Origin of the sequence: Clostridium sp. AT4, from assembly GCF_001517625.2 — a bacterium.
Taxonomy (GTDB): Bacteria; Bacillota; Clostridia; order Lachnospirales; family Lachnospiraceae; genus Enterocloster.
The window spans coordinates 2,017,210-2,040,381 of sequence record NZ_LN999828.1; the positions used below are offsets into that span (position 1 = coordinate 2,017,210).

General features: G+C 42.5%; 22 protein-coding genes and 1 other annotated feature. Of the genes, 5 read left to right on the forward strand and 17 right to left on the reverse strand.

The genetic code is table 11. The features are described 5' to 3' along the window. The 6 genes from BN3656_RS15815 to BN3656_RS15840 form a co-directional block, all read right to left on the reverse strand. The gene (locus BN3656_RS15815; protein WP_066550248.1) at window positions 1–744 is read right to left on the reverse strand and encodes an ABC transporter ATP-binding protein; all 744 of its coding nucleotides are present in this window, start codon (window positions 742–744) and stop codon (window positions 1–3) included. A gap of 10 nt (window positions 745–754) precedes the next feature. Continuing rightward, window positions 755–1,543, reverse strand: coding sequence for an ABC transporter permease (locus BN3656_RS15820; RefSeq protein ID WP_066550251.1), 789 nt, complete (start codon window positions 1,541–1,543; stop codon window positions 755–757). Between the two features lie 25 nt (window positions 1,544–1,568). After that, entirely contained in the window at window positions 1,569–2,612 is a 1,044-nt protein-coding gene (locus BN3656_RS15825) for a glycosyltransferase (RefSeq protein ID WP_242963026.1), read from the reverse strand. Window positions 2,613–2,694: 82 nt separating this feature from the next. Further along, window positions 2,695–3,522: a glycosyltransferase gene (locus tag BN3656_RS15830; RefSeq protein ID WP_066550264.1), complete on the reverse strand. Its 828-nt coding sequence runs from the start codon at window positions 3,520–3,522 to the stop codon at window positions 2,695–2,697. 121 nt (window positions 3,523–3,643) lie between these two features. After that, a complete protein-coding gene (locus BN3656_RS15835; RefSeq protein ID WP_066550266.1) occupies window positions 3,644–5,008 on the reverse strand; it encodes an exopolysaccharide biosynthesis polyprenyl glycosylphosphotransferase in 1,365 nt (454 codons plus the stop codon). Window positions 5,009–5,257: 249 nt separating this feature from the next. Continuing rightward, a complete protein-coding gene (locus tag BN3656_RS15840; protein WP_066550268.1) occupies window positions 5,258–6,883 on the reverse strand; it encodes an O-antigen ligase family protein in 1,626 nt (541 codons plus the stop codon). 271 nt (window positions 6,884–7,154) lie between these two features. On the opposite strand from BN3656_RS15840, the gene BN3656_RS15845 reads away from it, so the two are divergent. Continuing rightward, window positions 7,155–8,981: an argininosuccinate lyase gene (locus BN3656_RS15845; protein ID WP_066550270.1), complete on the forward strand. Its 1,827-nt coding sequence runs from the start codon at window positions 7,155–7,157 to the stop codon at window positions 8,979–8,981. Window positions 8,982–9,113: 132 nt separating this feature from the next. Next, window positions 9,114–10,265 (forward strand): choline-binding protein, encoded by a 1,152-nt coding sequence (locus BN3656_RS15850; RefSeq protein WP_066550275.1) that lies wholly within the window; start codon window positions 9,114–9,116, stop codon window positions 10,263–10,265. Window positions 10,266–10,361: 96 nt separating this feature from the next. Here the strand turns inward: BN3656_RS15850 and BN3656_RS15855 are convergent, their stop codons facing one another. Together BN3656_RS15855 and BN3656_RS15860 are read right to left on the reverse strand one after the other, a co-directional pair. Next, on the reverse strand, window positions 10,362–11,513 hold the full coding sequence (locus tag BN3656_RS15855; protein ID WP_066550278.1) for a choline-binding protein: 1,152 nt from the start codon (window positions 11,511–11,513) through the stop codon (window positions 10,362–10,364). A gap of 106 nt (window positions 11,514–11,619) precedes the next feature. Beyond that, complete coding sequence (locus BN3656_RS15860) at window positions 11,620–13,389, reverse strand: argininosuccinate lyase (RefSeq protein WP_066550281.1); 1,770 nt, start codon at window positions 13,387–13,389, stop codon at window positions 11,620–11,622. A gap of 389 nt (window positions 13,390–13,778) precedes the next feature. Here BN3656_RS15860 and BN3656_RS15865 point away from each other — a divergent pair, with 389 nt between their 5' ends. From BN3656_RS15865 to BN3656_RS15875, 3 genes are all read left to right on the forward strand, one after another. After that, window positions 13,779–14,765 (forward strand): hypothetical protein, encoded by a 987-nt coding sequence (locus BN3656_RS15865; protein ID WP_143331359.1) that lies wholly within the window; start codon window positions 13,779–13,781, stop codon window positions 14,763–14,765. Window positions 14,766–15,229: 464 nt separating this feature from the next. After that, the gene (locus tag BN3656_RS15870; protein ID WP_066550286.1) at window positions 15,230–15,487 is read left to right on the forward strand and encodes a hypothetical protein; all 258 of its coding nucleotides are present in this window, start codon (window positions 15,230–15,232) and stop codon (window positions 15,485–15,487) included. A 115-nt stretch (window positions 15,488–15,602) separates the two neighbouring features. Continuing rightward, window positions 15,603–16,157: a hypothetical protein gene (locus tag BN3656_RS15875; protein WP_066550289.1), complete on the forward strand. Its 555-nt coding sequence runs from the start codon at window positions 15,603–15,605 to the stop codon at window positions 16,155–16,157. Window positions 16,158–16,259: 102 nt separating this feature from the next. Here BN3656_RS15875 and rplL read toward each other — a convergent pair whose 3' ends face one another. The 9 genes from rplL to BN3656_RS15920 form a co-directional block, all read right to left on the reverse strand. Then, window positions 16,260–16,634, reverse strand: a complete 375-nt coding sequence (gene rplL / locus BN3656_RS15880) for a 50S ribosomal protein L7/L12 (protein WP_066550292.1) — start codon at window positions 16,632–16,634, stop codon at window positions 16,260–16,262. Window positions 16,635–16,740: 106 nt separating this feature from the next. Beyond that, window positions 16,741–17,241, reverse strand: a complete 501-nt coding sequence (gene rplJ, locus BN3656_RS15885; protein ID WP_066550294.1) for a 50S ribosomal protein L10 — start codon at window positions 17,239–17,241, stop codon at window positions 16,741–16,743. Between the two features lie 49 nt (window positions 17,242–17,290). Beyond that, window positions 17,291–17,428: a sequence feature (ribosomal protein L10 leader region), on the reverse strand. 212 nt (window positions 17,429–17,640) lie between these two features. Continuing rightward, window positions 17,641–18,336, reverse strand: coding sequence for a 50S ribosomal protein L1 (rplA, locus tag BN3656_RS15890; RefSeq protein ID WP_066550298.1), 696 nt, complete (start codon window positions 18,334–18,336; stop codon window positions 17,641–17,643). A gap of 78 nt (window positions 18,337–18,414) precedes the next feature. Continuing rightward, a complete protein-coding gene (gene rplK / locus BN3656_RS15895) occupies window positions 18,415–18,840 on the reverse strand; it encodes a 50S ribosomal protein L11 (protein ID WP_066550301.1) in 426 nt (141 codons plus the stop codon). Between the two features lie 101 nt (window positions 18,841–18,941). Beyond that, on the reverse strand, window positions 18,942–19,457 hold the full coding sequence (gene nusG, locus BN3656_RS15900) for a transcription termination/antitermination protein NusG (RefSeq protein ID WP_066550304.1): 516 nt from the start codon (window positions 19,455–19,457) through the stop codon (window positions 18,942–18,944). 21 nt (window positions 19,458–19,478) lie between these two features. Beyond that, window positions 19,479–19,733 carry a preprotein translocase subunit SecE gene (gene secE / locus BN3656_RS15905; protein WP_066550307.1) on the reverse strand — a complete coding sequence of 85 codons (255 nt, stop codon included), beginning with the start codon at window positions 19,731–19,733 and terminating at the stop codon, window positions 19,479–19,481. Window positions 19,734–19,759: 26 nt separating this feature from the next. Beyond that, window positions 19,760–19,924, reverse strand: coding sequence for a 50S ribosomal protein L33 (gene rpmG, locus BN3656_RS15910; protein ID WP_278284752.1), 165 nt, complete (start codon window positions 19,922–19,924; stop codon window positions 19,760–19,762). Between the two features lie 142 nt (window positions 19,925–20,066). After that, on the reverse strand, window positions 20,067–20,801 hold the full coding sequence (locus BN3656_RS15915) for a ComF family protein (RefSeq protein ID WP_242963027.1): 735 nt from the start codon (window positions 20,799–20,801) through the stop codon (window positions 20,067–20,069). Continuing rightward, a complete protein-coding gene (locus tag BN3656_RS15920; RefSeq protein WP_066550319.1) occupies window positions 20,789–23,077 on the reverse strand; it encodes an ATP-dependent RecD-like DNA helicase in 2,289 nt (762 codons plus the stop codon). The genes BN3656_RS15915 and BN3656_RS15920 overlap by 13 nt, the downstream gene beginning before the upstream one ends. Window positions 23,078–23,172: the final 95 nt, after the last annotated feature.

A 23,172-nucleotide genomic window follows, 5' to 3' on the forward strand; every position in this document is an offset into this window, starting at 1 on the left:
TCACTCCAAAGATTTAATATACTGCTCCATAACAGTCTCTGCATCACCTGTCATGACACTTTCGCCTTTTCTTAACCATAAAGCTTTTTCGCATACCGTTTTAACTGATTCTGCGGAATGAGAAACATACAATAATGTTGTTCCACATTCTCTCATATACTGCATTCTTCTCTCACATTTCTGCTGGAACGCATAGTCCCCAACAGACAGAACTTCATCACAGATTAAGATATCTGGTCTAATCACGGTTGCTACTGCAAATCCTAATCTAGCCGCCATACCAGAGCTATAATTCTTTATAGGCATATCCAAAAAATTCTGCAATTCCGCAAACTCAACAATTTCTTCAAAGTGCTCCTGCATAAAATGTTTGTCATGGCCAAGTACAGCCCCATTCAAAAAAATATTTTCTCTAGCAGTAAGGTCAGGGTCAAAACCTGCTCCCAACTCAATCAACGGGGCGATTGAACCATTAATTGTGATAACTCCTTTATATGGCTTCAAAATGCCGCAAATCAATTTTAAAAGCGTAGATTTCCCCGAACCGTTTGTACCAACGATCCCCCATGACTCCCCTTTCCTCACTTTTAAAGAAATATCTTTCAGTGCTAAAAATTCTTTAAACATTAGTTCCTTCTTTACAAGCTTAACAAAATATTCCTTTAAATTGTCAATTCGCTCAGATGCCATATTAAACCGTACCGTTGCATGGTCAATAAGAATCGCATAATCTTCGTTTTTCATAAACCCTCTCTTATATATATAATATAAATTTATCTTGATTTTTAAAGAATATAAAAGTACCAACGATCAACATGATAAAAGCAACAACAAAACCATATACTATAAGCCTTAAGTCTGGAAAACATCCATCTAAAACTATCATTCTAAATTGAGTAATGTATGAATATAATGGATTAAAATGATTAATAAACTTTTGAAGATCAATCGGTAATTGCTGTATTGGATAAAAAATAGGTGTCAAATACATCCAAGCAGTAATAAAAGCAGAGTAAATATACTGAATATCCCTAAAAAATACAGTCCCCTGCGCCAGTATCATACCCAATCCAGTACAAAAAATATACATTTGTAAAAGAATCACTGGAATAAACAGCATATTTATATTAGGACGAACTTTACATATCACAAACACAATCAACATGGCTCCCAATGAAAAAACCATATTAACAAAAGAACTGGTTACTTTAGATAAAGTAAATATATATTTAGGAACATAGGTTTTTTTCAGCAAAGCTGCATTCCCCGTAATAGACCACATCGCCTGATTCGTAGCTTCCGAAACAAATCCAAACAAGGTTTGCCCTATTATCAAATATACCGGATAATTAACAATATCAAAACGGAACATATTAGAAAAAACGATCACCATAATAACCATGATCATCAATGGATTCAAAATGCTCCATAAATATCCCAAAAACGATCTTCTATATTTTAACTTTATATCTTTACAAACTAACTGTTCCAATAATGGTCTGTATTGCTTAAATGTATTGACTCTATCAATCATATGCCCCATATTTTAACACGCCCTTTCTTTATTTTTATTTTCCCATACAATATTTACGCCTTACTAACATGCTGGCTTCCCTATAAAACAAATAATTTGTCCATCTAAGAATTTTTAATGCTTTATTAATATTGCTGTTATATATTGCTGGATAATTTTGACGTAGTCTTTTTTCAAATCCCTGTATAGACTTTTTCTTAGTATTTGTCGGGGGATAACTCAGCATTATTTTCATTTTTCCTGCTATGATACGTGCAATAATTTTTTCTATATACCGCTGTTTTTCTTGACTGCACATTATATTCTTATTTAATCTATCATAAAATACCAATAAGGACTCAATTACTTTATCATAATTTTTTTCATTTACTTGCATTTTTTCTATGCTAACACTTTGCCCCTGCCTTCCTAAACGATACATATAGACAAATGCGTCTACAAATTTTATAGTTCTTACATACGGAATAGGGTATATAATATATTCAGAATCTACATAATAACACCGTTCATCAATCTTAATATTATTTCTTTTCAAAGTTTCAGTTTTAATCGTCATATGATGCATTTTGATATAAATACGATCTGCAATTTCATCAAATATATATTCTTTATTATAATCTACCCCTACAAAAGGAATCTTCATCTCTGCTTTTCGAACAAAATCCTCTTTATTTCTCTGACCTTCGTCATAAACCCAATAAAAACCCGAAGCTATGATGTCCGAATCACTTTTCCTTAAAGTGTTAAGCAATTTAATAAAAGCCCCCCTTTCTACCCAATCATCTGCATCCACTACCTTAAAATATTTACCCGATGCATTTAAAATTCCTATATTAATTCCTGAACCATGTCCTCCATTTTCTTTTGTAATCAACTTAAATGTATTTGGATAATACTTTACAAATTCTTCTGCAATATCAGCTGAATTATCTGTTGATCCATCATTAACAATAATTACTTCCAAATCAGATAATAATTCTGGGATACAGAACGACTCTAAATTATCTTTCAAATATTTTTCTGCGTTATACGCCGGCACCACAACTGTCAATATTTTTTTGAAAGTTTTTTCATCCACCTTAATATGACTCCTTCCCATAATCTTATCTTTCACAGCATTTATTTGTTATTTTAAAATCAACCCTTTAACTATATTCTAATTAGTTTCTCAATCTTGTCATATATATATATCGACGAATTTTCGCTGGAACAAGACTAATCAATATACGTATAGATCCGAAAATTATAAATTGTGACATATTGATCATTTTCAATTTATATATTTTCTCAAGAAACTTAAGAATTGCCCAAGCATATAATGCCCCTCCTCGTCGCTCATATATATGATTGCTTCTCATATATAAAAGTACCTGTGGCATATTAGCAAATTTAGCTCCATTTTGAAACATTCTAACCCATAAATCATAATCTTCAAATAAATAACATGACTGATATCCTCCAGCTTCCATAGCCTTAGATTTCCGAAACATAACGCATGGATGATTAATTGGATTTCTACTCCGTATATAATTTTTCAATTCAGTATGGGTTTCTGGTAAACGCTTATAAGATGTAACAAATTGCAACGCTTCTTTTTCTGTTGTTGCTTCTCCTATAAACTCAGCCAAAGTACCACTTAATACATCCACATCCGGATGTGTCTCAAAATAATCTAATTGAAGTTCACATCGTGTGGATACCGAAACATCATCACTATCCATGCGGGCAATCCATTCATTCTTGCATATACCAATTCCTTTAGACAATGCAACTCCAAGCCCCTGATTTTTCTCTAATCGGAGCAACTTTATGTTATCTATATATTTTTCTATTATTTTATCCTGCTCATCAGTTAAAGGACCATCACAGACAAGAATAATTTCATCTGCTTTTTCTGTTTGAAGCAACATACTTTCTATTGCTGCACGCAAATATACCGGAGAATCTTTATAGTAAACTGACATAAGCACAGAGTATTTTCTATTCATAATAATTACGCTTATTTAATTTTATAGAATTTAATAAATCGCTTCAAATATTTTGTATAGTATATCATTACAGCCGATAATATGCAACTTACGTTTTTATACCATACTTCAATAATAATTTCTATAAAATACTATTTTTACCTTCTACAACACCTTCTGTACTCTCCTTCAAAAACATAATTTTAGGCGTCATCAGAATCAACTTCAGATCTAGAAGAAGTGAATATTTTCTGATATACATCAAATCTAGCTTCAACTTATCATAAAATGTAGTATTATATTTTCCGTATACTTGTGCGTAACCAGTTAATCCGGACTTTACTTTTAAACGATAACTGAACTCTGGTACATCCTTCTCAATTTCAGCAGCAATATCTGGACGTTCTGGTCTTGGACCTACTACAGACATCTCTCCCTTTAAGATGTTTACGATTTGGGGAAGTTCATCTAGTCGAGTAGCCCGCAAAACTTTTCCTATCGGTAAAACTCTAGGATCTTTATCTGTTGCCAATACTGGGCCAGATGTTTTCTCTGCATCGACTATCATTGTACGAAATTTATAAATCATAAACTTTTTTCCATTTTTTGTAAGACGTTCCTGTTTGTAAAACACAGGACCGTTGTCTGTACACTTTATTCCAATTGCCGCAATCAAAAATATAGGCGAGAACAAAACGAACATCAATGATGCAATCAACACATCCTCTGCCCGTTTTATCCACTCCTGCTCAATACTTAATCCTATATTTCTCGAAAGCATAAGAGGTGTATCAAATATATTTAGTTCATCTGAACTCCTCAATAATACATCTGAAATTTTGGGAACACTATAAGTGCGAATTTCTGACATATAACAATATTTCAGAAGCAAATTCCTTTCATGAGATGGCATATCCCCCAACACAACTGCATCATATTGGTCTATTTTCTTTTTTATATCTTCCATTCTGCTTTTGTAGGAAATCACTTCACAAATCTGGTATTTATCATCTCTGGCATTCATTTTATCCCTGAGGTGATAATCTTTCCTATCGCCTTCCACGAAAAGCATTTTTCTTGGAGGAAACATATTACGATAAACTGTTTGAAAAAGCATTGTCCAAATTATAATAAAAGCTATTTCAGCCAATGTCATTGGAAGCAAATAAATCGGATTTACCAGACGTCTGTCAATTACTGCAATTTGAAGATACGTTACAATATTAGTAAACAAAACGGATATGACCTGTGAATAGATAAGGTTTCCGTTTTTTAAATAACCGATTTCAAAACCACCATATGTACTCATAAAAAACGCAAGGAGAATTCCATATATCAGTACCATCATCCAATTACCACGTCGATAAAATGGAGCCTGAAGTATAGTTTCATTATAATAGCCGCTCCATACAACTGCATAAAGCAGACACAACCCTAAAAGCATGATAACTGCAAAGCTCAATTTTATCAGACGTTTATATCGTTCTCTTATCCTACTGTTTCTCATAATTCACTCAATTCTTCCCCCATATCACATAGGAGATTTTTATATAATAAAGGACAATAAATCTCTGTACAGTATAGCATCTAATATCCTTTTTCGCAACTTTACAATAACCGAAAAACCCTGGAAAACCTTTAATATTTTATTAAAAGAGCCATATTCTCCCACTGATCAACAGCCATTGTCCTCATTGCCATAACAAAATAAGATTGGCACCTTTAACTCAGCTAAGGTACCAATCTTTAAATTCTCTTAATGATTCTGTTTTTTTCTGAGCACTGCCATTCCCATCATAATCATCAAGAACATGATAGGCGTTACAATAGGCACACTGATATTAACAACTGCCTGTACGCAGTAACAAATTGCCGCAAAGGTCATAGCCATTACAACAGGCTTTTTGAAACCTTCCCGAATCATTTTCACAAAAGAAGTTCCAAGGAATGCCAGATACGCAGTCAGTCCCACAGCGCCAATGGTCACAAGATACTGCAGATACTCATTATGAACATTTTCATATTTCTGGCTCGTAGTATTCAGCATATCATCCCAGAAATTCTGAACTGTAATTACGCCAAATGTATCCGGACCATGGCCAAACAATTTATGACTCAGCGGAAAATCACGATAAATCTCCCTTGCAATTCTCCATACATACCCTCTTTCTGTTCCCCAGGAGTCATTCATTACTACATAATTTGCAATAGAACCATATCTCTCGCTGTTTCCGGCTATGTTCGCATCATACAGTACAAATACAATCCCCAATGCCCCAAGAACTACCAGTCCAAGCCACAAATACCATAAAATACGGCTTTCTGCTCTCTTCTGTCCCTGCTTCTCTGTTCTGCTGTTATAGATATACACCCCGGCAGTCAACGCCCATAGAAACAGAGCAATCCCCCATAAACCAGGTATACGGGTAAATAAATTGAAAATACCGCTGATTTCCTGAACACGCTCGCCAAACGTATGCTCAATCCAGTCAATCCCTAAGAGAACCGTCACAAACGTAGCAAGAATTGCTGTATATGAATAGACTCCCTTTCTGCTTCTGAAAAGATACAGCGGCAGAAAACCTAACAATGCAAACAATGTCAAATATGCATTATCACTGACTCCCATGATCAGCGCCATAAATGCAAATGTCATGCAAATATAATACCATATTTTGCGCTTTATATCCTTCTCTGCTGCAAACATAACGGCACTTGCCCCCATAGGAAGTGCAAGATATGCTGTATATGTGTTAATATTTCCAATCGTGGATACAAAAATACTATAATCTTCCGGCGATATTTCTTTCTTAAATCCCAGGGGATCCAGATTAAAAAAATGCAGAATTCCCAAAAGGCAAACGATCAATCCGGCTCCTAAGAATACATCCATATACCATCTTTTAAATTCCAGACACCGGGTTACAAGAAAGTAGCATATTGTATATAATAAAATCAAAAATAGTCCGCAGTACCGCCCTTCATTTCCCCAAAAAGACTCGTAAAGATATTCTGACTGCAGGGTAGAAATGACTGCTGACAGCGTAAACGCAATCATGGCCCAGTCTACAATCGTGAGAGATGATATTTTTATCTCACTGCGCATCGCCTTCATTACTTCACCGCCATAAAGAAGTCTGTCCCTGCAAACATAAACAAATGCTGCAGCAGCTGCAGATGCCGCCATTCCGATCACCATGGCACAGTAATAATAATATTTCGCAACAAGAATATTAAAATAATAATCCTGATATACAAGCGGAAGCCCAGCCAAAATCAGAAGGGTAAATGCGCCTACAATCCTGCTGTTTGTCCCGCGCCATTCATCCCTGAACTGGCTGATCTGAGCTTCTATGGAATATGAGCTTTGATTTTGATCCATTTTCAACCTCTTTTCGATTTTACTTCTATGTAGTATATTGATTTTCACGCTCTACAGTATACCATCTTGCCCTTAAATACGCAATGTATATGGTGTTTTCTTCTTGTGATTCTCCTTGTAATTCTTCTGCTTTTCTGTACTCCAAAAGCCTTTTATCCTCCCTCCCCCACCATGTAACGATAATTTTCCTTATCGGAAGTATAATCTACTCGTAATGCAATTAAGGAATTTCAAAAAGTATTTCAAAAAGAAAAAGGAGAGTGCATTCATTATGAAGAAGCAGACAAAGTTAGTTGCTGTACTTTCAACAGCAGCACTTCTCGCTATCGGCGCTTCCATGACTTCTTTCGCAGCTACAGGCTGGGCAGAGGAAGACGGAACATGGGTATACTACAACCGTGACGGCGAGAGAGCAACCGATTCCTGGAAGAAATCCGGAAACAACTGGTATTACCTGGACAGCGACGGTGAGATGGCAATCGATCAGCTCATCGAGGACGGCGATAACTACTACTACGTAGATATCAACGGTGTAATGGCTTCCAACCAGTGGGTTGCTATTGAGAATGAGGATGCTGGCGAGGATGACGAGCCAGAGCACTACTGGTATTACTTCCAGGCAAACGGCAAGGCTTTAACCAATGGTGACAACGATAAGGTTTCCTTAAAGACCATCAACGGCAAGAAGTACGCTTTCGATGACGAAGGTAAGATGCTGTACGGCTGGGTTGAGGATACTTCTGCAGAGCGCCTCGACAATACGGATGGTGACGGTTTCAAGGATGCCGATTACTACTTCGGTGGCGAAGATGACGGTGCAATGACCACCGGCTGGCTGCAGATTGATATTACTTACGATGAAGCTATCAATGATGACTATAAGTATACTGCTGCTGCATTCAATGATGATGAGGATCAGACACGTTGGTTCTACTTCAAGTCCAATGGTAAGATGATTAAATCTGACGAAGGAGACAGAACTAAGGATAAGACCATCAACGGTAAGAAGTATGCATTTGACCAGTATGGTGCAATGGTAGCTGAGTGGTCTCTGGATTCTGATGATGAGAAGGAAGCTTCTGACAATGTAGGTCATTATGCAGCATCTACCAACCAGACTGTAGCAAGTGTCAGCGAAGCTTGGCAGGGTAAGGGCAACTATGCTCAGTATAGTAAAGCATGGAAGTACTTCAACAGCGTTGAAGATGGCGCTCGTGTAAGCAAGGGCTGGTTTAAGGTAGTTCCTGCTGAGTACCTGAATGAGGGTAAGTACGATGACGATGAGGATTTCTGGTACTATGCAGATGGCAGCGGCAATCTGTATGCTGGTGAGTTCAAGACTATCAAGGGCAAGAAGTATGCATTCCGTAATGACGGTCGTATGCTGACTGGTCTGAAATTCATCTTGGAGGATGACGATAACGATAATCTTACAGTATATGCTGATGATGATGGTACATACAACTTTGATAATGAGGACGATTTCCTTGATAATGCCGTAGCTTTTTATGAGTCAGGTGGTTACAAGTGCTACTACTTCGGCGGTGGAGATGATGGTGCTATGAGAACTAATAAGACCACTGTTGAAATTGATGGTGAGAATCACAACTTCTACTTCGAGAAATCCGGAAGCAAGAAGGGTGCTGGCGTAACTGGCGAGAAGGATGACAAGCTGTATCAGTCAGGTATGCTGTTAAAGGCTGACTCCGATGACAAGTACGTTGTTGTTGATAAGACTACAAAGTACACAACCAATGCTGCTGGTGAGAAGGTTCTTGATTATGTAACCTATAACAAGTTGGATGATGCTAAGGAATTTATGGCACAGGATGATGTACTTGAGTCAAATACACCAGTAGATGCTGATGGTAAGATCGATCTTGGCAATAACAACAAGAAAAAGGCTGAGGATATAAGTGAAGCTTACACTATCGGATATAAAGCGTATGGAAGCAGCGATATGACAACACATGAGTATTTCCTTGTAAATACTTCTGGTAAAGTTATCGACAACAGAGGCAAAAATAAAGATGGCAGTGATTACTATTATGTAACGGACAACAGTGGTAAGATCACCAACATCTATGTAGAAGACTAATCTTCTATTAAACAACGTCAATTTATTTAATATGACATAAGGGGGAAGCGTTATAGCTGATATAGAGATATGTTAGCTGTAGCGCTTCTTTCTTTTTTACTAATAAAACCATATTATATAAGGAGGTTTTCTATGTTCAAAAAACACTTATTATGCTTAGGATTGGCTGCTGTAATGGCAACTGCTTCTTCTTATCCTGCTTTTGCAGCGGTTAATTCCTCTCTCACTAGTACCACCATGGAAAACTGTGGCGCTTATCTTTTCGAGTGGCGTCCCATTGACTGCGGAAACGGAAATTATTTTGCGATTCTGGTAGGCGGAAATACAATTGCTGAAAGCAATGTAATCCTGAACCGGGGCTACGACTATGCTTATACCTTTGATCCCATGAACTACGCAAGGCCATGGGGTACTGTGCCGGATCTGGTAAATGTAGATGGTGTATGGGCAATTCCGGAAAACTGGGCGTCTCTTCCTGAAAACACACAGCCGGTTCTTCAGATTGTCCTGAAAACCAATAACAAAAATCTGAATACAGATAAACGCTATGTAAATGTTGTTCATCTTCCGGGAAATGTCGATCCCTCATCTCTTCCGGCCGAAGTTCGCAAGTACCTGATCAATGTGGACACCTCTGATGCAGGTGCCTACAACGGCACCGTAACTCCCGGATGGCAGACTGAGGCTGATGGAACCCAGAAGTATTTAAAACCGGACGGAACCTATATTACCGGATGGCTTACTCTGGATGAGGATCAGTATTACATGGATGAGAATGGGGTAATGCTTAAGGATACAATTACACCGGATGGACATTATGTAACCGCAGAAGGAAAGCGAGTGTCATATATGCCGGGCTGGTTCCAGGATAAGGATGGCTGGCGTTATATCCAGAAGAACGGCTACTATATGGCTAACAGCTGGTTTCAGGATACGGACGGAAAATATTACTACTTCAATATGGCTGCTTTAATGACTGTAAATGATGATACACCTGATGGATATCATGTAGATGAGAACGGTGTTTGGGATGGAAATGCTTCCACACAAATAAAAGAGACTGTAAATCTTGGCCCCGGTGTTTCCAAAGGTTGGGAACCTGTTGACACGGGCTGGAAATTCAAGCAGGAAGATGGAACTTATCTCACTAACAGCTGGAAGCAGGGACAGGACGGAAAGTGGTACTACCTCAATGAAGACGGATGGATGCTGAAAGATACAACTACACCGGATGGATTCTATGTAGACGCAGATGGTGTCTGGGATGAAAATGCAGCCAATTGACAGTAAATAACGGCATATAAAAACAGGGTAAAGACTATTTCTGTTATAAAAGAAATAGAACTTTACCCTGTTTTATATTAACTGCTGTAATAAGATTTACTGTACAGGTTCTTCAGAAGATGCAGAGCCATTCCAGATACCGTTGGCATCTACGTAGTAGCCGTCAGGAGTAGTAGTGTCCTTTAACATCCAGCCATCCTCATTTAAGTAGTACCACTTGCCGTCTGGGTTCTGCTTCCATGAATTGGTAAGGTAGGTTCCGTCCTCCTGCTTGAATTTCCAGCCTGTATCAATTGGCTCCCAACCGTCTGCCACGCCCGGTCCGAGATTTACTTTATTATTTACAGTGCTTGCATTTCCATCCCATACGCCGTTGGCATCTACATAGTAGCCGTCCGGGGTAATATCATCTGTTTCCATATAGGTTCCGATGTTAATATAGTACCATTTTCCGTCTGTATCCTGAATCCATGTAGCCCCTGCATAGCGGCCATTTTTCATGATATAATGCCAGCCTCCTGCGTCCTGATACCAGCCGGGGATATAGTTGGTTTTTTCACCATTGATATTCACATACTTTCCGTCTGGCGTAATCGTATCTGTCAGCATATAGCCATTTTCATCCATGTAATAGGTTTCATCATCCGCATTCAGCCATGTATTGGTAATAAACGTACCGTCTGGCTTGCGGTATTTTTTCTTTCCTGTTTCATCGATAAACCAGCCGCCGGTAATGGTTCCCTCATATGCTCCCGCATCAGAACCATCTACGTTGATCAGATATTTGCGTACTTCTGGAGGAAGGGTGGAAGAATCCACATTTCCCGGAAGATGGACTACATCTACATAGCGTTCATTGGTATTAAGGTTTTTGTTATTCGTTACGAGGGTAATGCGTGCGACAGGCTGTGCTCCTTCGGGAAGAGAAGACCAGTTTTCCGGAATTCCCCATACGCCGTCGATATTTACCAGATCCGGAACCTGTCCCCAGGGACGGGGATATGCCATTGGATTAAAGGTATAAGCATAGTCGTATCCTCTTCTGAGAATCACATCACTTTCATTGATGGTGTTTCCTCCTACTAAAACAGCAAAGGAATGGCCGTTTCCGCAGTCCACCGGACGCCATTCAAAGAGATAGGCGCCGCTGTTTTCCATGGTAGTTGTATTGGCTGCAAATGCGGTAAATGCAGCTGAAACGGAAAGGGCTGCCGCCAGCATAATGGCTTTCAGTTTTCTTTTGATCATTCAGTTATCCCTCCTTCTGGAATATAAAAGAAGAGCGCCGCGACTAATAAACATCAGCCACAACGCTCTCCCCCTTAATTTTTAATTGTCAGCTTCTGATCTAGGATCAGTCCTCAACGTAGTAACCAAGGATAGCGCCGCCCTTAGCAACTACGAACTGATAATCATTGCCGTCCTTGTTCTTGGACTTGCTGTCGATTACCTTACCGGAAGTGTTTACTAAGAAGAACTCGTCTGTATCAGTACCATTCTTAACTTCGATAGTACCATCGGTATTTCTTACATCTCTGGTAATAACAGCAATCTCCTGAATATCGTCAAGCTTCTTGTTGATGCCAAGAGCATCCAGATTTGCCTGCTTAATATCTGTATCTACATGATATGAAGACGGCAGAGCTGCGATGAAATCATCTGCATCATCCAACTTGAAGTAACCCTCAGCAGTATTTGCAACGTTTACATACTGAACTACTTGATACTTCTCGTCAGAACCAGCTCTTACAAGCTTACCAGACTGATAGTACTTGTCATCCTTCTCACCAGTCTTACCAGCACCCTTGTTGCCGCCGGACTTCTCGAAGTAGAAGTTGTAGTTGTCACCGTCGATAGCTACGCTAGTCTTGTTGGTTCTCATAGCACCGTCATCGCCGTCACCAAAGTAATAGCAATGATATCCATTAGCCTCAAACCACGGAGCATTCTGATCGAAACGATCCTCATCATCAAATAAATGATCATCCAAATCGTCATCAGCCACAACAGTTAAGCTGCCTGTACCCTCGCCCTTGATAAATTTCAGGCCATTAACCATACGGCCATCGTTACGGAATGCATACTTCTTACCCTTGATGGTCTTGAACTCACCTGCGTACAGGTTGCCGCTACCATCTGCGTAGTACCATGCATCCTCATCATCGTTGTATTTGTCATAGTTCAGGTACTCAGCTGCAACTACCTTGAACCATCCTCTGCTTACGCGAGCACCGTCCTCAACGCTATTGAAGTATCTCCACTCCTTAGCGTACTGAGCTGCTACACTGTTGGTAGAAGAAGAACTGTTGCCGCTTCTTACGCCGTCCTTGGAAGCCTTCTCTACATCCAGAGACCACTCTGCTGTCATAGCACCGTGCTGATCGAACTCGTACTTCTTGCCGTTGATGGTCTTGCTCTTCTGAACATCGCCGTCTTTAGCCTTTACCTTCTTACCATTAGACTGGAAGTAGAACCAACGGCTCTGATCCTCGTCCTCGTTGAATACAGGAGCAATCTCGTAGTCGTTTGTTGCCTCGTCATATGTAATATCCATCTGCAGCCAGCCAGTGGTCATTGCACCATCGTCCTCACCGCCGAAGTAGTAATCTCCGTCCTTGAAGCCGTCACCGTCTGTATTGTCAATGCGCTCTGCGTTGTCTTCTGCAACCCAACCGTACAGCATCTTACCTTCCTCGTCGAAAGCATACTTCTTGCCGTTGATGGTCTTCAGAGCGATATTGCTGTTGTCGCCATTGGTAAGAGCCTTACCATTAGCCTGGAAGTAATACCAGTAGTGCTCTGGCTCGTTGTCGTCGCCAGCATCCTCATTCTCAATAGCAACCCACTGGTTGGAAGCCATTACACCGTTGATATCTACGTAGTAGTAGTTATCACCGTCCTCGATGAGCTGGTCTACTGCCATCTCACCGTCGCTGTCTAAGTAATACCAGTTGTTTCCGGACTTCTTCCAGGAATCGGTTGCTCTCTCGCCGTCACGGTTGTAGTATACCCATGTTCCGTCTTCCTCTGCCCAGCCAGTAGCTGCGAAAGAAGTCATGGAAGCGCCGATAGCGAGCAGTGCTGCTGTTGAAAGTACAGCAACTAACTTTGTCTGCTTCTTCATAATGAATGCACTCTCCTTTTTGTTTTTGAAATACTTTTTGAAATTCCTTAATTGCATTACGAGTAGATTATACTTCCGATAAGGAAAATTATCAATACTTTTTTTGCATTTTTTGCAAAAACTGCTTATTTTTAGGAATATTGATATTTCCCGGATGAATAACCAGCTCCATCACATGACATAGTATATTATAAATTCCGAAAAAAAGCCATAACTTTTACCTGTGCATTTTCTTACGTAATTATTACAAAAGTATTGAATAAGTGTATTATTGTATTTATCTGTGTACATGTATGTAAATTTAATGAAAAGAAAACGGTTTCCGTTGCTCTTGCGTCTTAAATAGCCGGATGCTATAATCAAAACAGGAGTGCGTGGGAAAGGACGGCATGAATTTACAAAACACATATACGGCTAATACAATTCTTTCGGCGGATCCTGACGCCCAGAAAACAGATTATGTATGCAAGGCCGTTTTGAAGTCACGATGGGTTTTGGCAAATATACTGAAAGGTGTTATTTCTGAATATGCGGATACACCAGTCCATGAAATTGCCGAAACCTATATCGAACCAGATCAGATAGAACTTTATCTGCCGGTAAATGGTTTCCCGGAACAGATTAAGGGACTCGACAAGGAAGATACTGCTTATTTACAAACCACGGTATACTATGATGTCCGGCTGCGGGCACTGCTGCCAAACCGTACGAAAACTCAGGTGTATTTGTATATTGATGTGGAAGCCCAGAATGCTGCACGTGAAAGTCGTCTTGGATATCCGCTTGAAAAGAGAGTCATTTATTATATGTCCCGTATGATTTCAAATCAGCTTCAAACGGTTTCAAGAGATACCAATTATAATGTGATTCAAAAGGTCTACAGCATATGGATCTGTATGGGAGATGATATCCCTAAAAATATGCAGCAGTCTATTACAGGGTTTACCATAGCCAAAGAGGATATTTATAGGAAAATAGATGTCCCTAAGAAAAACTATGATCTGATGAGCGCTGTTTTCATACGGCTGGGACATGGCGAAACAGATGAACGTCTGATTGGAATGCTGCAGACCATTTTCACAGATGATGCACCGCCTGAGGAGCGGCTGAATAAACTTGAGATGGAATACGGTATTCCCAGAACCAAAGAATTTAACGAGGAGGTGGCTAAAATGTGTACCTACAGCCAGTTTATGTTGGACAGGGGAGAGAAAGAGGGACTAAAAAAAGGACTTGAAACCGGAAAATACAAAACCTACTACGATCTCATTTCCGATGGAACTCTTACCTTAAAACAGGCAGCCGAAAAGTGCAGCCTGTCTCCGGATGAATTCCAGAAGAAGCTGATTGAATTAAAAATTACAGAATCATGCTAGTGTACTGTTTCATTCACTTTCAGTATAATGACACAGAATGAATTTTCAACCTGTAAGACGGGGGAATGGGTTGCAGTAGCATCGTCGAATAAGACAACACACCAGATTAACCGGGCATGATGGAGAGGTGCTTAAAACAAGTTCGGCAGACTCGGCGGGATCGATTTCCTGCTGCATCTGTCGGGCTTTTTTATTACATTTTGTTGTAGTATTTATCTGTGTATACTGGCACAATTTTAACGAAAAGAAATCGTTTTCCATTCGCCTTGCTTCCCAAATAGCCGGATGCTATAATCAAAACAGTTTTATAATCACGGTGGGTTCTGGCAACTGTATTAAAAGAAATTATCCCATAAGATATACAGCAGTCCATTACAGGATTTGCTGCAACAAAACAGGATATTTATAAGGAAATTGATATCCCAAAAAAACTATGACCTGAGGAGCGGTTAAAAAAGCCTGAGATGGAATACGGCATTCCCAGAACCAAAGAATTTAACGAAGAGGCGGCTAAGATGTGTACCTACAGCCAGTTTATGTTGGACATGGGAGAGAAAATAGGCCTTGAAACCGGCAAATACAAAACCTACTACGATCTTATTTCTGACGGGACTCTGACCTTAAAGCAGGCAGCCGAAAAGTGCAGCCGGTCTCCGGATGAATTCCAGAGGAAACTGTTTAAATTAAAAATTACAGAATCATGCCAGATTAACCGAATATAATGGAGAGGCGACGGACTTTTTTATTGCATTTTCTATTTGACATAACCCTCCAATAGATATACTATAAAACTATCCAAAGTCTGTTTTCAGACGATTGTATGAAAGGAGAAGAGTTATGAAACGTTTCACAAAGACAATGGCTGCTTTGGGGTTGGCGGCTGTGATGGGTGCAGGCTCTGCTTTTACAGGACTTGCAGATGTAACCACTTCTGTAAAACCGGTTGCCACTTCCAGAAAAACAGGATGGGTAGATGTGCAGAATCACTGGTATTATTTTGACGCAAATGGAAATCCGGTAAAGAATCAGTGGATTCAGGACGGAAACAACCGCTACTGGATGCAGGAAGACGGGGAAATGTCAAAGCAGAAATGGGTCTATACCGAAGGCCAGTGGTACTGGGTAAATGCCCAGGGTGCTCAGGCCAGCAATATCTGGGTTGAGGACGGCGGCTCCTGGTATTATATGGGAGGCGACGGACGGATGATGACCAACACCTGGCTGGATTATGCAGGAAAATGGTATTATCTCACAGAAACCGGCGCTGCTGCCAGAGGATGGAAAGAACTGGGAGAAAAATGGTATTTCTTTAATGATTCCGACTGCAGTATGGCAAAGGATACCATGGTCGGCCAGTACCGTGTAGATGTAAACGGTGTATATATTCCTTAGTATAAAAAAGAACCGCAGGATCCATTTTCACAGATCTGCGGTTCTTATTATATCCGTTGATACAGAAATGATATCTCAGGACGTTATCAGCGAAAAGCCTGATTACTTCAGAGTAACCTTTGCTCCCTCTGCCTCTAACTTTGTCTTGATATCCTCTGCCTCTTCCTTGGAAGCGCCCTGCTTTAATACCTTTGGTGCGCCGTCAACTACGTCCTTAGCTTCCTTCAGGCCAAGACCGGTAGCTTCACGAACAACCTTGATAACCTTAACCTTGTTAGGACCAACCTCAGTCAGCTCTACGTCGAACTCAGTCTTCTCCTCAGCTGCTGCTGCGCCAGCACCTGCTGCTGCAACTACAACGCCTGCTGCTGCAGATACGCCAAACTCTTCCTCACATGCCTTTACTAACTCGTTCAGTTCTAATACGGATAATTCCTTGATAGCTTCGATAAACTCAGCGGTTGTTAACTTTGCCATTTTAATTTCCTCCTGTTTATTATTTACTTTCGATAATATGGTCTTTCATCTTATGCGGCCCATGCCGGTCTAAGCGGCTGCGGGCGGCCAAATTTTGCATTGAAGCTTATGCTTCTGCTGCGCCACCGTTCTTTTCTGCGATCTGGTTGAGAACGCGTGCCAGATTGGTGATTGGGGACTGGATGCTTCCAAGCAGCTTGCCAAGAAGTACCTCTCTGGACGGGATTGTAGCGATCACCTGAGTACCAGCCTGATCGTAGTAGGTTCCTTCTACTACTGAGCCCTTCAGTTCCAGATTTGGAGCTGTCTTTGCGAACTCAGCAAGGATTCTTGCAGGTGCAGTAGCATCATCCTTGGATACTGCAAGAGCAGTAGGTCCTTCCAGATGTGGATCCAGAGCTGCGAACTCTGTTCCTTCTGCGGCACGCTTGATCAGGGTATTCTTGTATACCTTGTAAGACACGCCAGCTTCTCTTAACTGCTTACGCAGTCTTGTATCCTGCTCAACTGTCAGGCCGCGGTAGTCAACAACAACTGCGCCGCATGCGCCGTCCAGCATAGCCTTGATCTCGTCAACGATTGGCTGCTTTAATTCAACTTTTGCCATGAATGGTTTACCTCCTTATAGTATTTGTGCATTGAAAACCATAGCATGGGAACGGATATAAAAAACCTCCCTGCCACACGGACAGAGAGGACGCAAAATCTCAATCAGAGTTTTGTATGTTCCTCGGCAGGCGTTAAAACTTACACCAGATGGTACCTGCTGTCTTCGGGCATTCAACACTTGTATTAAGATAGCACATTTGCCTTGAAATGTCAACTGGTTTTTTCAATTTTTGAGCCGGATTTTTCCGGCACTTTTACGGCACTTTTACGGCAAACGGCCGGGAACATTTCCCCGGATATATAAACGGCTGGGCCGGGGACATTTCCCCGGATATGCAAAAACAGCGGACCCGCAAAACTGCGCTGCCCGCTGTAATTCTATATTCTGGACTCCAAATTAGTTGGAAAGCTTTGCTACGTTCAGCTTTAAGCCGGGGCCCATAGTAGAGGTAAGAGCTACGCTCTTTAAGTATGCGCCCTTTACAGTGCTTGGCTTTGCCTTTAAGATAGCGTCCATAAGCGTCTGGAAGTTGTCCGCTAACTGCTCCTCAGTGAAGGAAGCTTTTCCTACTGGCACATGGATAATGTTTGTCTTGTCAAGTCTGTATTCGATCTTACCAGCTTTGATATCGTTGATAGCCTTGGTTACATCCATGGTTACGGTACCAGCCTTTGGGTTTGGCATTAAGCCCTTAGGTCCAAGTACACGGCCCAGACGACCAACAACGCCCATCATGTCAGGAGTTGCTACTACAACGTCGAAATCCAGCCATCCTTCGTTCTGGATCTTCGGGATCAGCTCCTCAGCTCCTACATAGTCAGCTCCTGCTGCCTGTGCCTCGTCAGCCTTTGGTCCCTTTGCGAATACCAGAATACGAACGGTCTTACCGGTTCCGTGAGGAAGTACAACAGCGCCGCGGATCTGCTGATCAGCGTGACGTCCGTCACATCCTGTTCTGATATGAAGCTCTACAGTCTCGTCAAATTTTGCAGAAGCGTTCTTCTTAACGATAGAGATAGCGTCTGCTACGTCATAAAGTGCAGCGCGGTCTACGTTCTTCATAGCCTCTGCATATCTTTTTCCTGATTTCATTTAAAATAACCTCCTAGTGGTATTGACGGGGAATCTCCCTCCCACGTTCTCTGTTGCAAATACAACGGGTATTCCTAATTACTCCTCGATGGTAACGCCCATACTTCTTGCTGTACCGGCTACCATGCTCATAGCAGCTTCCAGGCTTGCAGCGTTTAAGTCTGGCATCTTTGTCTCTGCAATCTTCTGCAGATCAGCCTTCTTTAATACAGCAACCTTGGTCTTGTTAGGAACGCCGGAACCGCTCTTAATGCTGCATGCCTTCTTGATCAGAACGGCTGCTGGCGGAGTCTTGGTGATGAAGCTGAAGCTTCTGTCAGCGTATACGGTAATAACTACAGGGATGATCATGTCGCCCTGATCTGCTGTTCTAGCGTTGAACTCTTTGGTGAACTGTACGATGTTTACACCGTGCTGACCAAGAGCCGGACCAACTGGCGGAGCTGGTGTAGCCTTGCCTGCTGGAATCTGTAATTTGATATATCCTGTTACTTTCTTTGCCATCTTAGGCACCTCCTAAAATCATGTGGTATTGTCGGGAATGTCCCTCCCACCAGCCTTCGCACCCGCAAAAGCTGATCTTTTTGTCTGTTCCACAGATCTGCTTACATCTTCTTGACTTCAGCAAATCCCAGCTCGACCGGTGTCTCGCGGCCGAACATTTCTACATTGATGGTGATGGTCTGTTTACTGTCATTGACAGCCTTAATGGCGCCTACAGTATCCTTCCATGCACCGGAGATAACGGTTATCATATCTCCCACTTCAAAATCGACTAAGACATCTGTCTTTACGAAGCCCAGACTTGCCATCTCTTCTTCTGTCAGAGGAACCGGTTTGGAGCCCGGACCAACAAAGCCTGTAACGCCTCGGGTATTGCGTACTACGTACCATGTGTCATCATTCATGACCATGTTGATCAGTACATAACCCGGGAACATCTTTTTGTCGGCTTTCTTCTCCACGCCGTTTTTCAGCTCTACTACAGGGAGCATGGGCACAGACACTTCAAGGATCTGATCCTGAAGATTTCTGTTTTCAATGGTCTTCTCGATATCGACTTTGACTTTGTTCTCATAACCTGAGTAGGTATGGACTACATACCAATGTGCTTCTGACATACAATCACCCTCGCCTTTGAATTAAAGAATAAAACTTAAACCGAATTTCATAACCATGTCCAGTACGCCGATCAGTACACCGATGAAAATGGACATGATCACCACTGCAACTGTCTGCTTGGCTACGGTTTCCTTATCAGCAAAGACGATCTTTTTGTACTCTTTTTTCAGGCCCTTGAAAAAGCTTGGCTTTTTCTCGTGCTTAGCCGTTTTCTTGTCAGCCCTGGCCGCTTTTTCGGTGGTTTCTACAGCAGTATTCACTGTATTTTCTTCCATAATTTCACGTCCTTTACTGAACAGGATTACTTTGTTTCCTTGTGTAACGTATGTCTCTTGCAGAATCTGCAGTACTTCTTGGTCTCCATGCGGTCCGGATGAGTCTTCTTATCCTTCGTCATGTTGTAGTTACGCTGCTTGCATTCTGTACATGCCAGTGTGATCTTTGTGCGCACGACTTCCACCTCCATTTAATTTATCGTAAATCATTGAGTTGCTTCAGGTCTTAATTTTGAGCATAAAAAAAAGACCTGTCTTCCATTCGCCCGTATAATATAACACAAAAATCCGGCGTTCGTCAAGAGGAAGGACGGTCTTTTTTATGAAGAGTTTTTAACGGCCTGAGCCGATACAGATGACCGCAGGGATAATCCGCTCTGCCCCGGCATTCTTTAAGGCTCTGGAGCAGGCTTCCATGGTGCTTCCGGTGGTGTAGATATCATCCACCAGAAGTACGGTGCGTATTCCGGACGGGAGCCTGCCGCATACAAAGGCCTGTTCCAGATTTTTGAGGCGTGCTCCCGCATCCAGTTCCTTTTGGGGCAGAGTCTTTTTTGTACGTTTCAGAAATTCAGTTCTCATGGGAATCCCGGTCTTTGCTGAAAGGCGGATCCCCAGCTCCTGAGCCTGATTAAATCCCCGCTTTTTCAGGCGGCTTTTATGGACGGGCACAGGGATAATGCAGTCAGGAGAAAGGCGGCGGATCGCCGGGCCAAAGCGCCGGAACATGGCCTCGGAATAAAAATCCAGATATTCCCTGCGTCCGTGGTATTTGATCAGGGCCATGGAACGGCTGGCTGTATCATTGTAATTGATCAACGCCATCCCTGAATCAAAGGAATGGGGATGTCTGGTACAGTCAAAGCAGTATTCGGCCTCAGGGCTTATAATCTCTTTGCCGCAGCATTTGCACACAGGACGGCGGACAAAGGCCAGCTTTTCCATACAGTCCGGGCAGATCAGATTTCCTTTCGGCATGACAATTTCAGAGCACACAGGGCACCGGCGGGGATAGAGAAGATCCAGAAAGCCGGCATACAGACGGGACAGGGGCATTATTGGGGGCATGATTCCTCCTTATAGATTTCTTCGATTCGCGCCTTTAAGCCGGAACAGCGTTCCTGTTCCATTGCATTTGAGGCCATGGTATAAAATGCATCGGGCCGTCCTACCAGACAGACACAGGAACGGGCTCTGGTGACGGCGGTATAGAGGAGATTTCGGGTCATAAGCATCCGAGGGCCGGAATACATGGGGATAATGACAGCCGGATACTCGCTTCCCTGGGATTTGTGGATGGTAATGGCGTAGGCTAATTCCAGCTCCTCCAGCTGCTTAAAGCTGTATTCCACCAGTTTCCCTTCGTCAAATTCCACGGTAAGGAGCTCTGCATACTCGTTGATTTCCCGTATCACACCCATATCGCCGTTGAAAACACCGGAGCCCTTGTCAATAGGGATACCGTAACGGCTGCGGACTCCCCACTCCAGCTGATAGTTGTTGCGGATCTGCATGACCTTGTCTCCGGTGCGGTAAATAATCCCTCCGGCCTCTTTTTCCTTTTTCTCCGGCGAAGGGGGATTCAAATGGTTCTGCAGGATCTGGTTCAGCCGTTCTACCCCCAGAGCGCCTTTCCGCATAGGCGTCATTACCTGAATTTCATTTTCCTGTGCCTGGACGTAGCCGGGAAGCTTTTTCTGGATCAGAGTAATGGCGGCACTTATGACAGCATCAGGATTGTCGCGGCGGATGAAAAGAAAATCCCGGCTTCGCTTGGACAGATCTACCGTCTCGCCTTCGTTGATGCGGTGAGCATTTACAATGATATCGCTCTGAGCTGCCTGACGGAAGATACGCGTCAACTTTACTACATTAAAACAGCCGGAGCCTATGATATCTTTTAAAACATTTCCGGGGCCCACACTGGGAAGCTGATCCACATCACCTACCAGAATCAGCCGGGTTCCCACGTTGACGGCTCTCAAAAGGGAGTGCATCAGGCTGATATCCACCATAGACATTTCATCGATAATGATCACGTCTGCATCCAGGGGATTTTCTTCATTCCGGTCAAAACGCATACCCGCTGTGGAATTGCCGGAGGATGCGTTATTTCCAGAACCGGTTATCCCGATGGGAACCAGCTCCAGCATGCGGTGAATGGTTCTGGCCTCCCAGCCGGTAGCTTCGGTCATGCGCTTGGCTGCGCGGCCGGTAGGCGCTCCCAGAAGGATTTCCATGCCCTCAGCCTCAAAATAACGGATGATCGCGTTGATCGTGGTGGTTTTTCCCGTACCGGGACCGCCGGTGATGACTAAAAGCCCGCTGTTCACTGCCTCGTAAACCGCCTGTTCCTGAAGCTCGTCCAGGTGGATCTTTTCCTGCTTCTGGATTTTCAAAAGGTTGGTTTTAATCTCTGTTTCCGGGATATCGCCCCGGATGTTTAAGTCGTGAAGCATACGGGCAGTATTTAATTCCAGATAGTAATAATGGGAGGAGTAGATCAGCGGATCAGCGGTCTGGCCTTCTTCGCAAAAGGGCATTTTTACTACCAGTTTCCGGTCGATCTGCATATCCATCAGGTGCTTGTCCATGGTTTCGGGCGCCACCTTTAAAAGCTCCGACGCCTGTTCAAACAGCCGGCTCTTTGGCAGATAGGTATGACCGTTTGCAGACGCCTGCAGGAGCACATACAGGATACCTGCTTTTATCCGGTAATCGGAATCTGTGAAAATTCCCACTTTCCGGGCGATTTCGTCTGCCATTTTAAAGCCAACGCCGGGGATATCGTCCGCCAGACGATAGGGATTTTCCTTGATAATGCTGTACAGCTTCGGGCCATATTCCTGATAAATTTTAGCAGCCAGATTCAGGGTGATGCCGTAGTTTTGAAGAAACATCATGGCCTGACGCATATCCCGCTTTTCCTGAACCTGTTCTCCGATAGCCATAGCCATTTTTTCGCTGATGCCCTTAATCTCTGACAGGCGTTCGGGTTCTTCCTCCATGATCCGGAAGGTATCTGCCTTAAAACGGCGCACGATCCGGGCTGCCAGAGCTGCGCCTACCCCCTTGATGGCTCCGGAACCCAGATAGCGCTCCATAGAAGCGGCATCTTCGGGGTTTTTCAGCTCATAACTTTCAATCTGAAGCTGTTCACCGTAAACAGGGTGCTCTGTCATACGGCCTGTGGCCTGGATCATATCGCCTTCTGCGGCATAGGAAACCGTTCCCACCATCACAACTTCGTCTCCGTCGCTCTGATCGATGACAGTCATAATGGTGTAACCGTTTTCTTCATTCCGAAATTTTATTTTTTCAATAAATCCTGTGATGGTTGCCATAGTAAGGATACCGCCTTTTGCTTCTGTATGGATTCTTCCCTCGGATGGGAACCGGTGATAAAAAGAACCCGGCTGAAATCCGGGTTCTTCTATGG

Coding starts and splice junctions, on each gene's coding strand:
- BN3656_RS15855 (WP_066550278.1), bottom strand. CDS start 11,513: ATGATCAAAAGAAAACTGAAAGCCATTATGCTGGCGGCAGCCCTTTCC.
- secE (WP_066550307.1), bottom strand. CDS start 19,733: ATGGAAGAAAATACAGTGAATACTGCTGTAGAAACCACCGAAAAAGCG.
- rplA (WP_066550298.1), bottom strand. CDS start 18,336: ATGAAATCAGGAAAAAGATATGCAGAGGCTATGAAGAACGTAGACCGC.
- BN3656_RS15815 (WP_066550248.1), bottom strand. CDS start 744: ATGAAAAACGAAGATTATGCGATTCTTATTGACCATGCAACGGTACGG.
- BN3656_RS15920 (WP_066550319.1), bottom strand. CDS start 23,077: ATGGCAACCATCACAGGATTTATTGAAAAAATAAAATTTCGGAATGAA.
- nusG (WP_066550304.1), bottom strand. CDS start 19,457: ATGTCAGAAGCACATTGGTATGTAGTCCATACCTACTCAGGTTATGAG.
- BN3656_RS15845 (WP_066550270.1), top strand. CDS start 7,155: ATGAAGAAGCAGACAAAGTTAGTTGCTGTACTTTCAACAGCAGCACTT.
- BN3656_RS15850 (WP_066550275.1), top strand. CDS start 9,114: ATGTTCAAAAAACACTTATTATGCTTAGGATTGGCTGCTGTAATGGCA.
- BN3656_RS15830 (WP_066550264.1), bottom strand. CDS start 3,522: ATGAATAGAAAATACTCTGTGCTTATGTCAGTTTACTATAAAGATTCT.
- BN3656_RS15835 (WP_066550266.1), bottom strand. CDS start 5,008: ATGAGAAACAGTAGGATAAGAGAACGATATAAACGTCTGATAAAATTG.
- BN3656_RS15820 (WP_066550251.1), bottom strand. CDS start 1,543: ATGGGGCATATGATTGATAGAGTCAATACATTTAAGCAATACAGACCA.
- rplK (WP_066550301.1), bottom strand. CDS start 18,840: ATGGCAAAGAAAGTAACAGGATATATCAAATTACAGATTCCAGCAGGC.
- BN3656_RS15875 (WP_066550289.1), top strand. CDS start 15,603: ATGAAACGTTTCACAAAGACAATGGCTGCTTTGGGGTTGGCGGCTGTG.
- rpmG (WP_278284752.1), bottom strand. CDS start 19,924: ATGGAGGTGGAAGTCGTGCGCACAAAGATCACACTGGCATGTACAGAA.
- BN3656_RS15865 (WP_143331359.1), top strand. CDS start 13,779: ATGAATTTACAAAACACATATACGGCTAATACAATTCTTTCGGCGGAT.
- BN3656_RS15840 (WP_066550268.1), bottom strand. CDS start 6,883: ATGGATCAAAATCAAAGCTCATATTCCATAGAAGCTCAGATCAGCCAG.
- rplJ (WP_066550294.1), bottom strand. CDS start 17,241: ATGGCAAAAGTTGAATTAAAGCAGCCAATCGTTGACGAGATCAAGGCT.
- BN3656_RS15870 (WP_066550286.1), top strand. CDS start 15,230: ATGGAATACGGCATTCCCAGAACCAAAGAATTTAACGAAGAGGCGGCT.
- BN3656_RS15915 (WP_242963027.1), bottom strand. CDS start 20,801: ATGCCCCCAATAATGCCCCTGTCCCGTCTGTATGCCGGCTTTCTGGAT.
- BN3656_RS15860 (WP_066550281.1), bottom strand. CDS start 13,389: ATGAAGAAGCAGACAAAGTTAGTTGCTGTACTTTCAACAGCAGCACTG.
- rplL (WP_066550292.1), bottom strand. CDS start 16,634: ATGGCAAAGTTAACAACCGCTGAGTTTATCGAAGCTATCAAGGAATTA.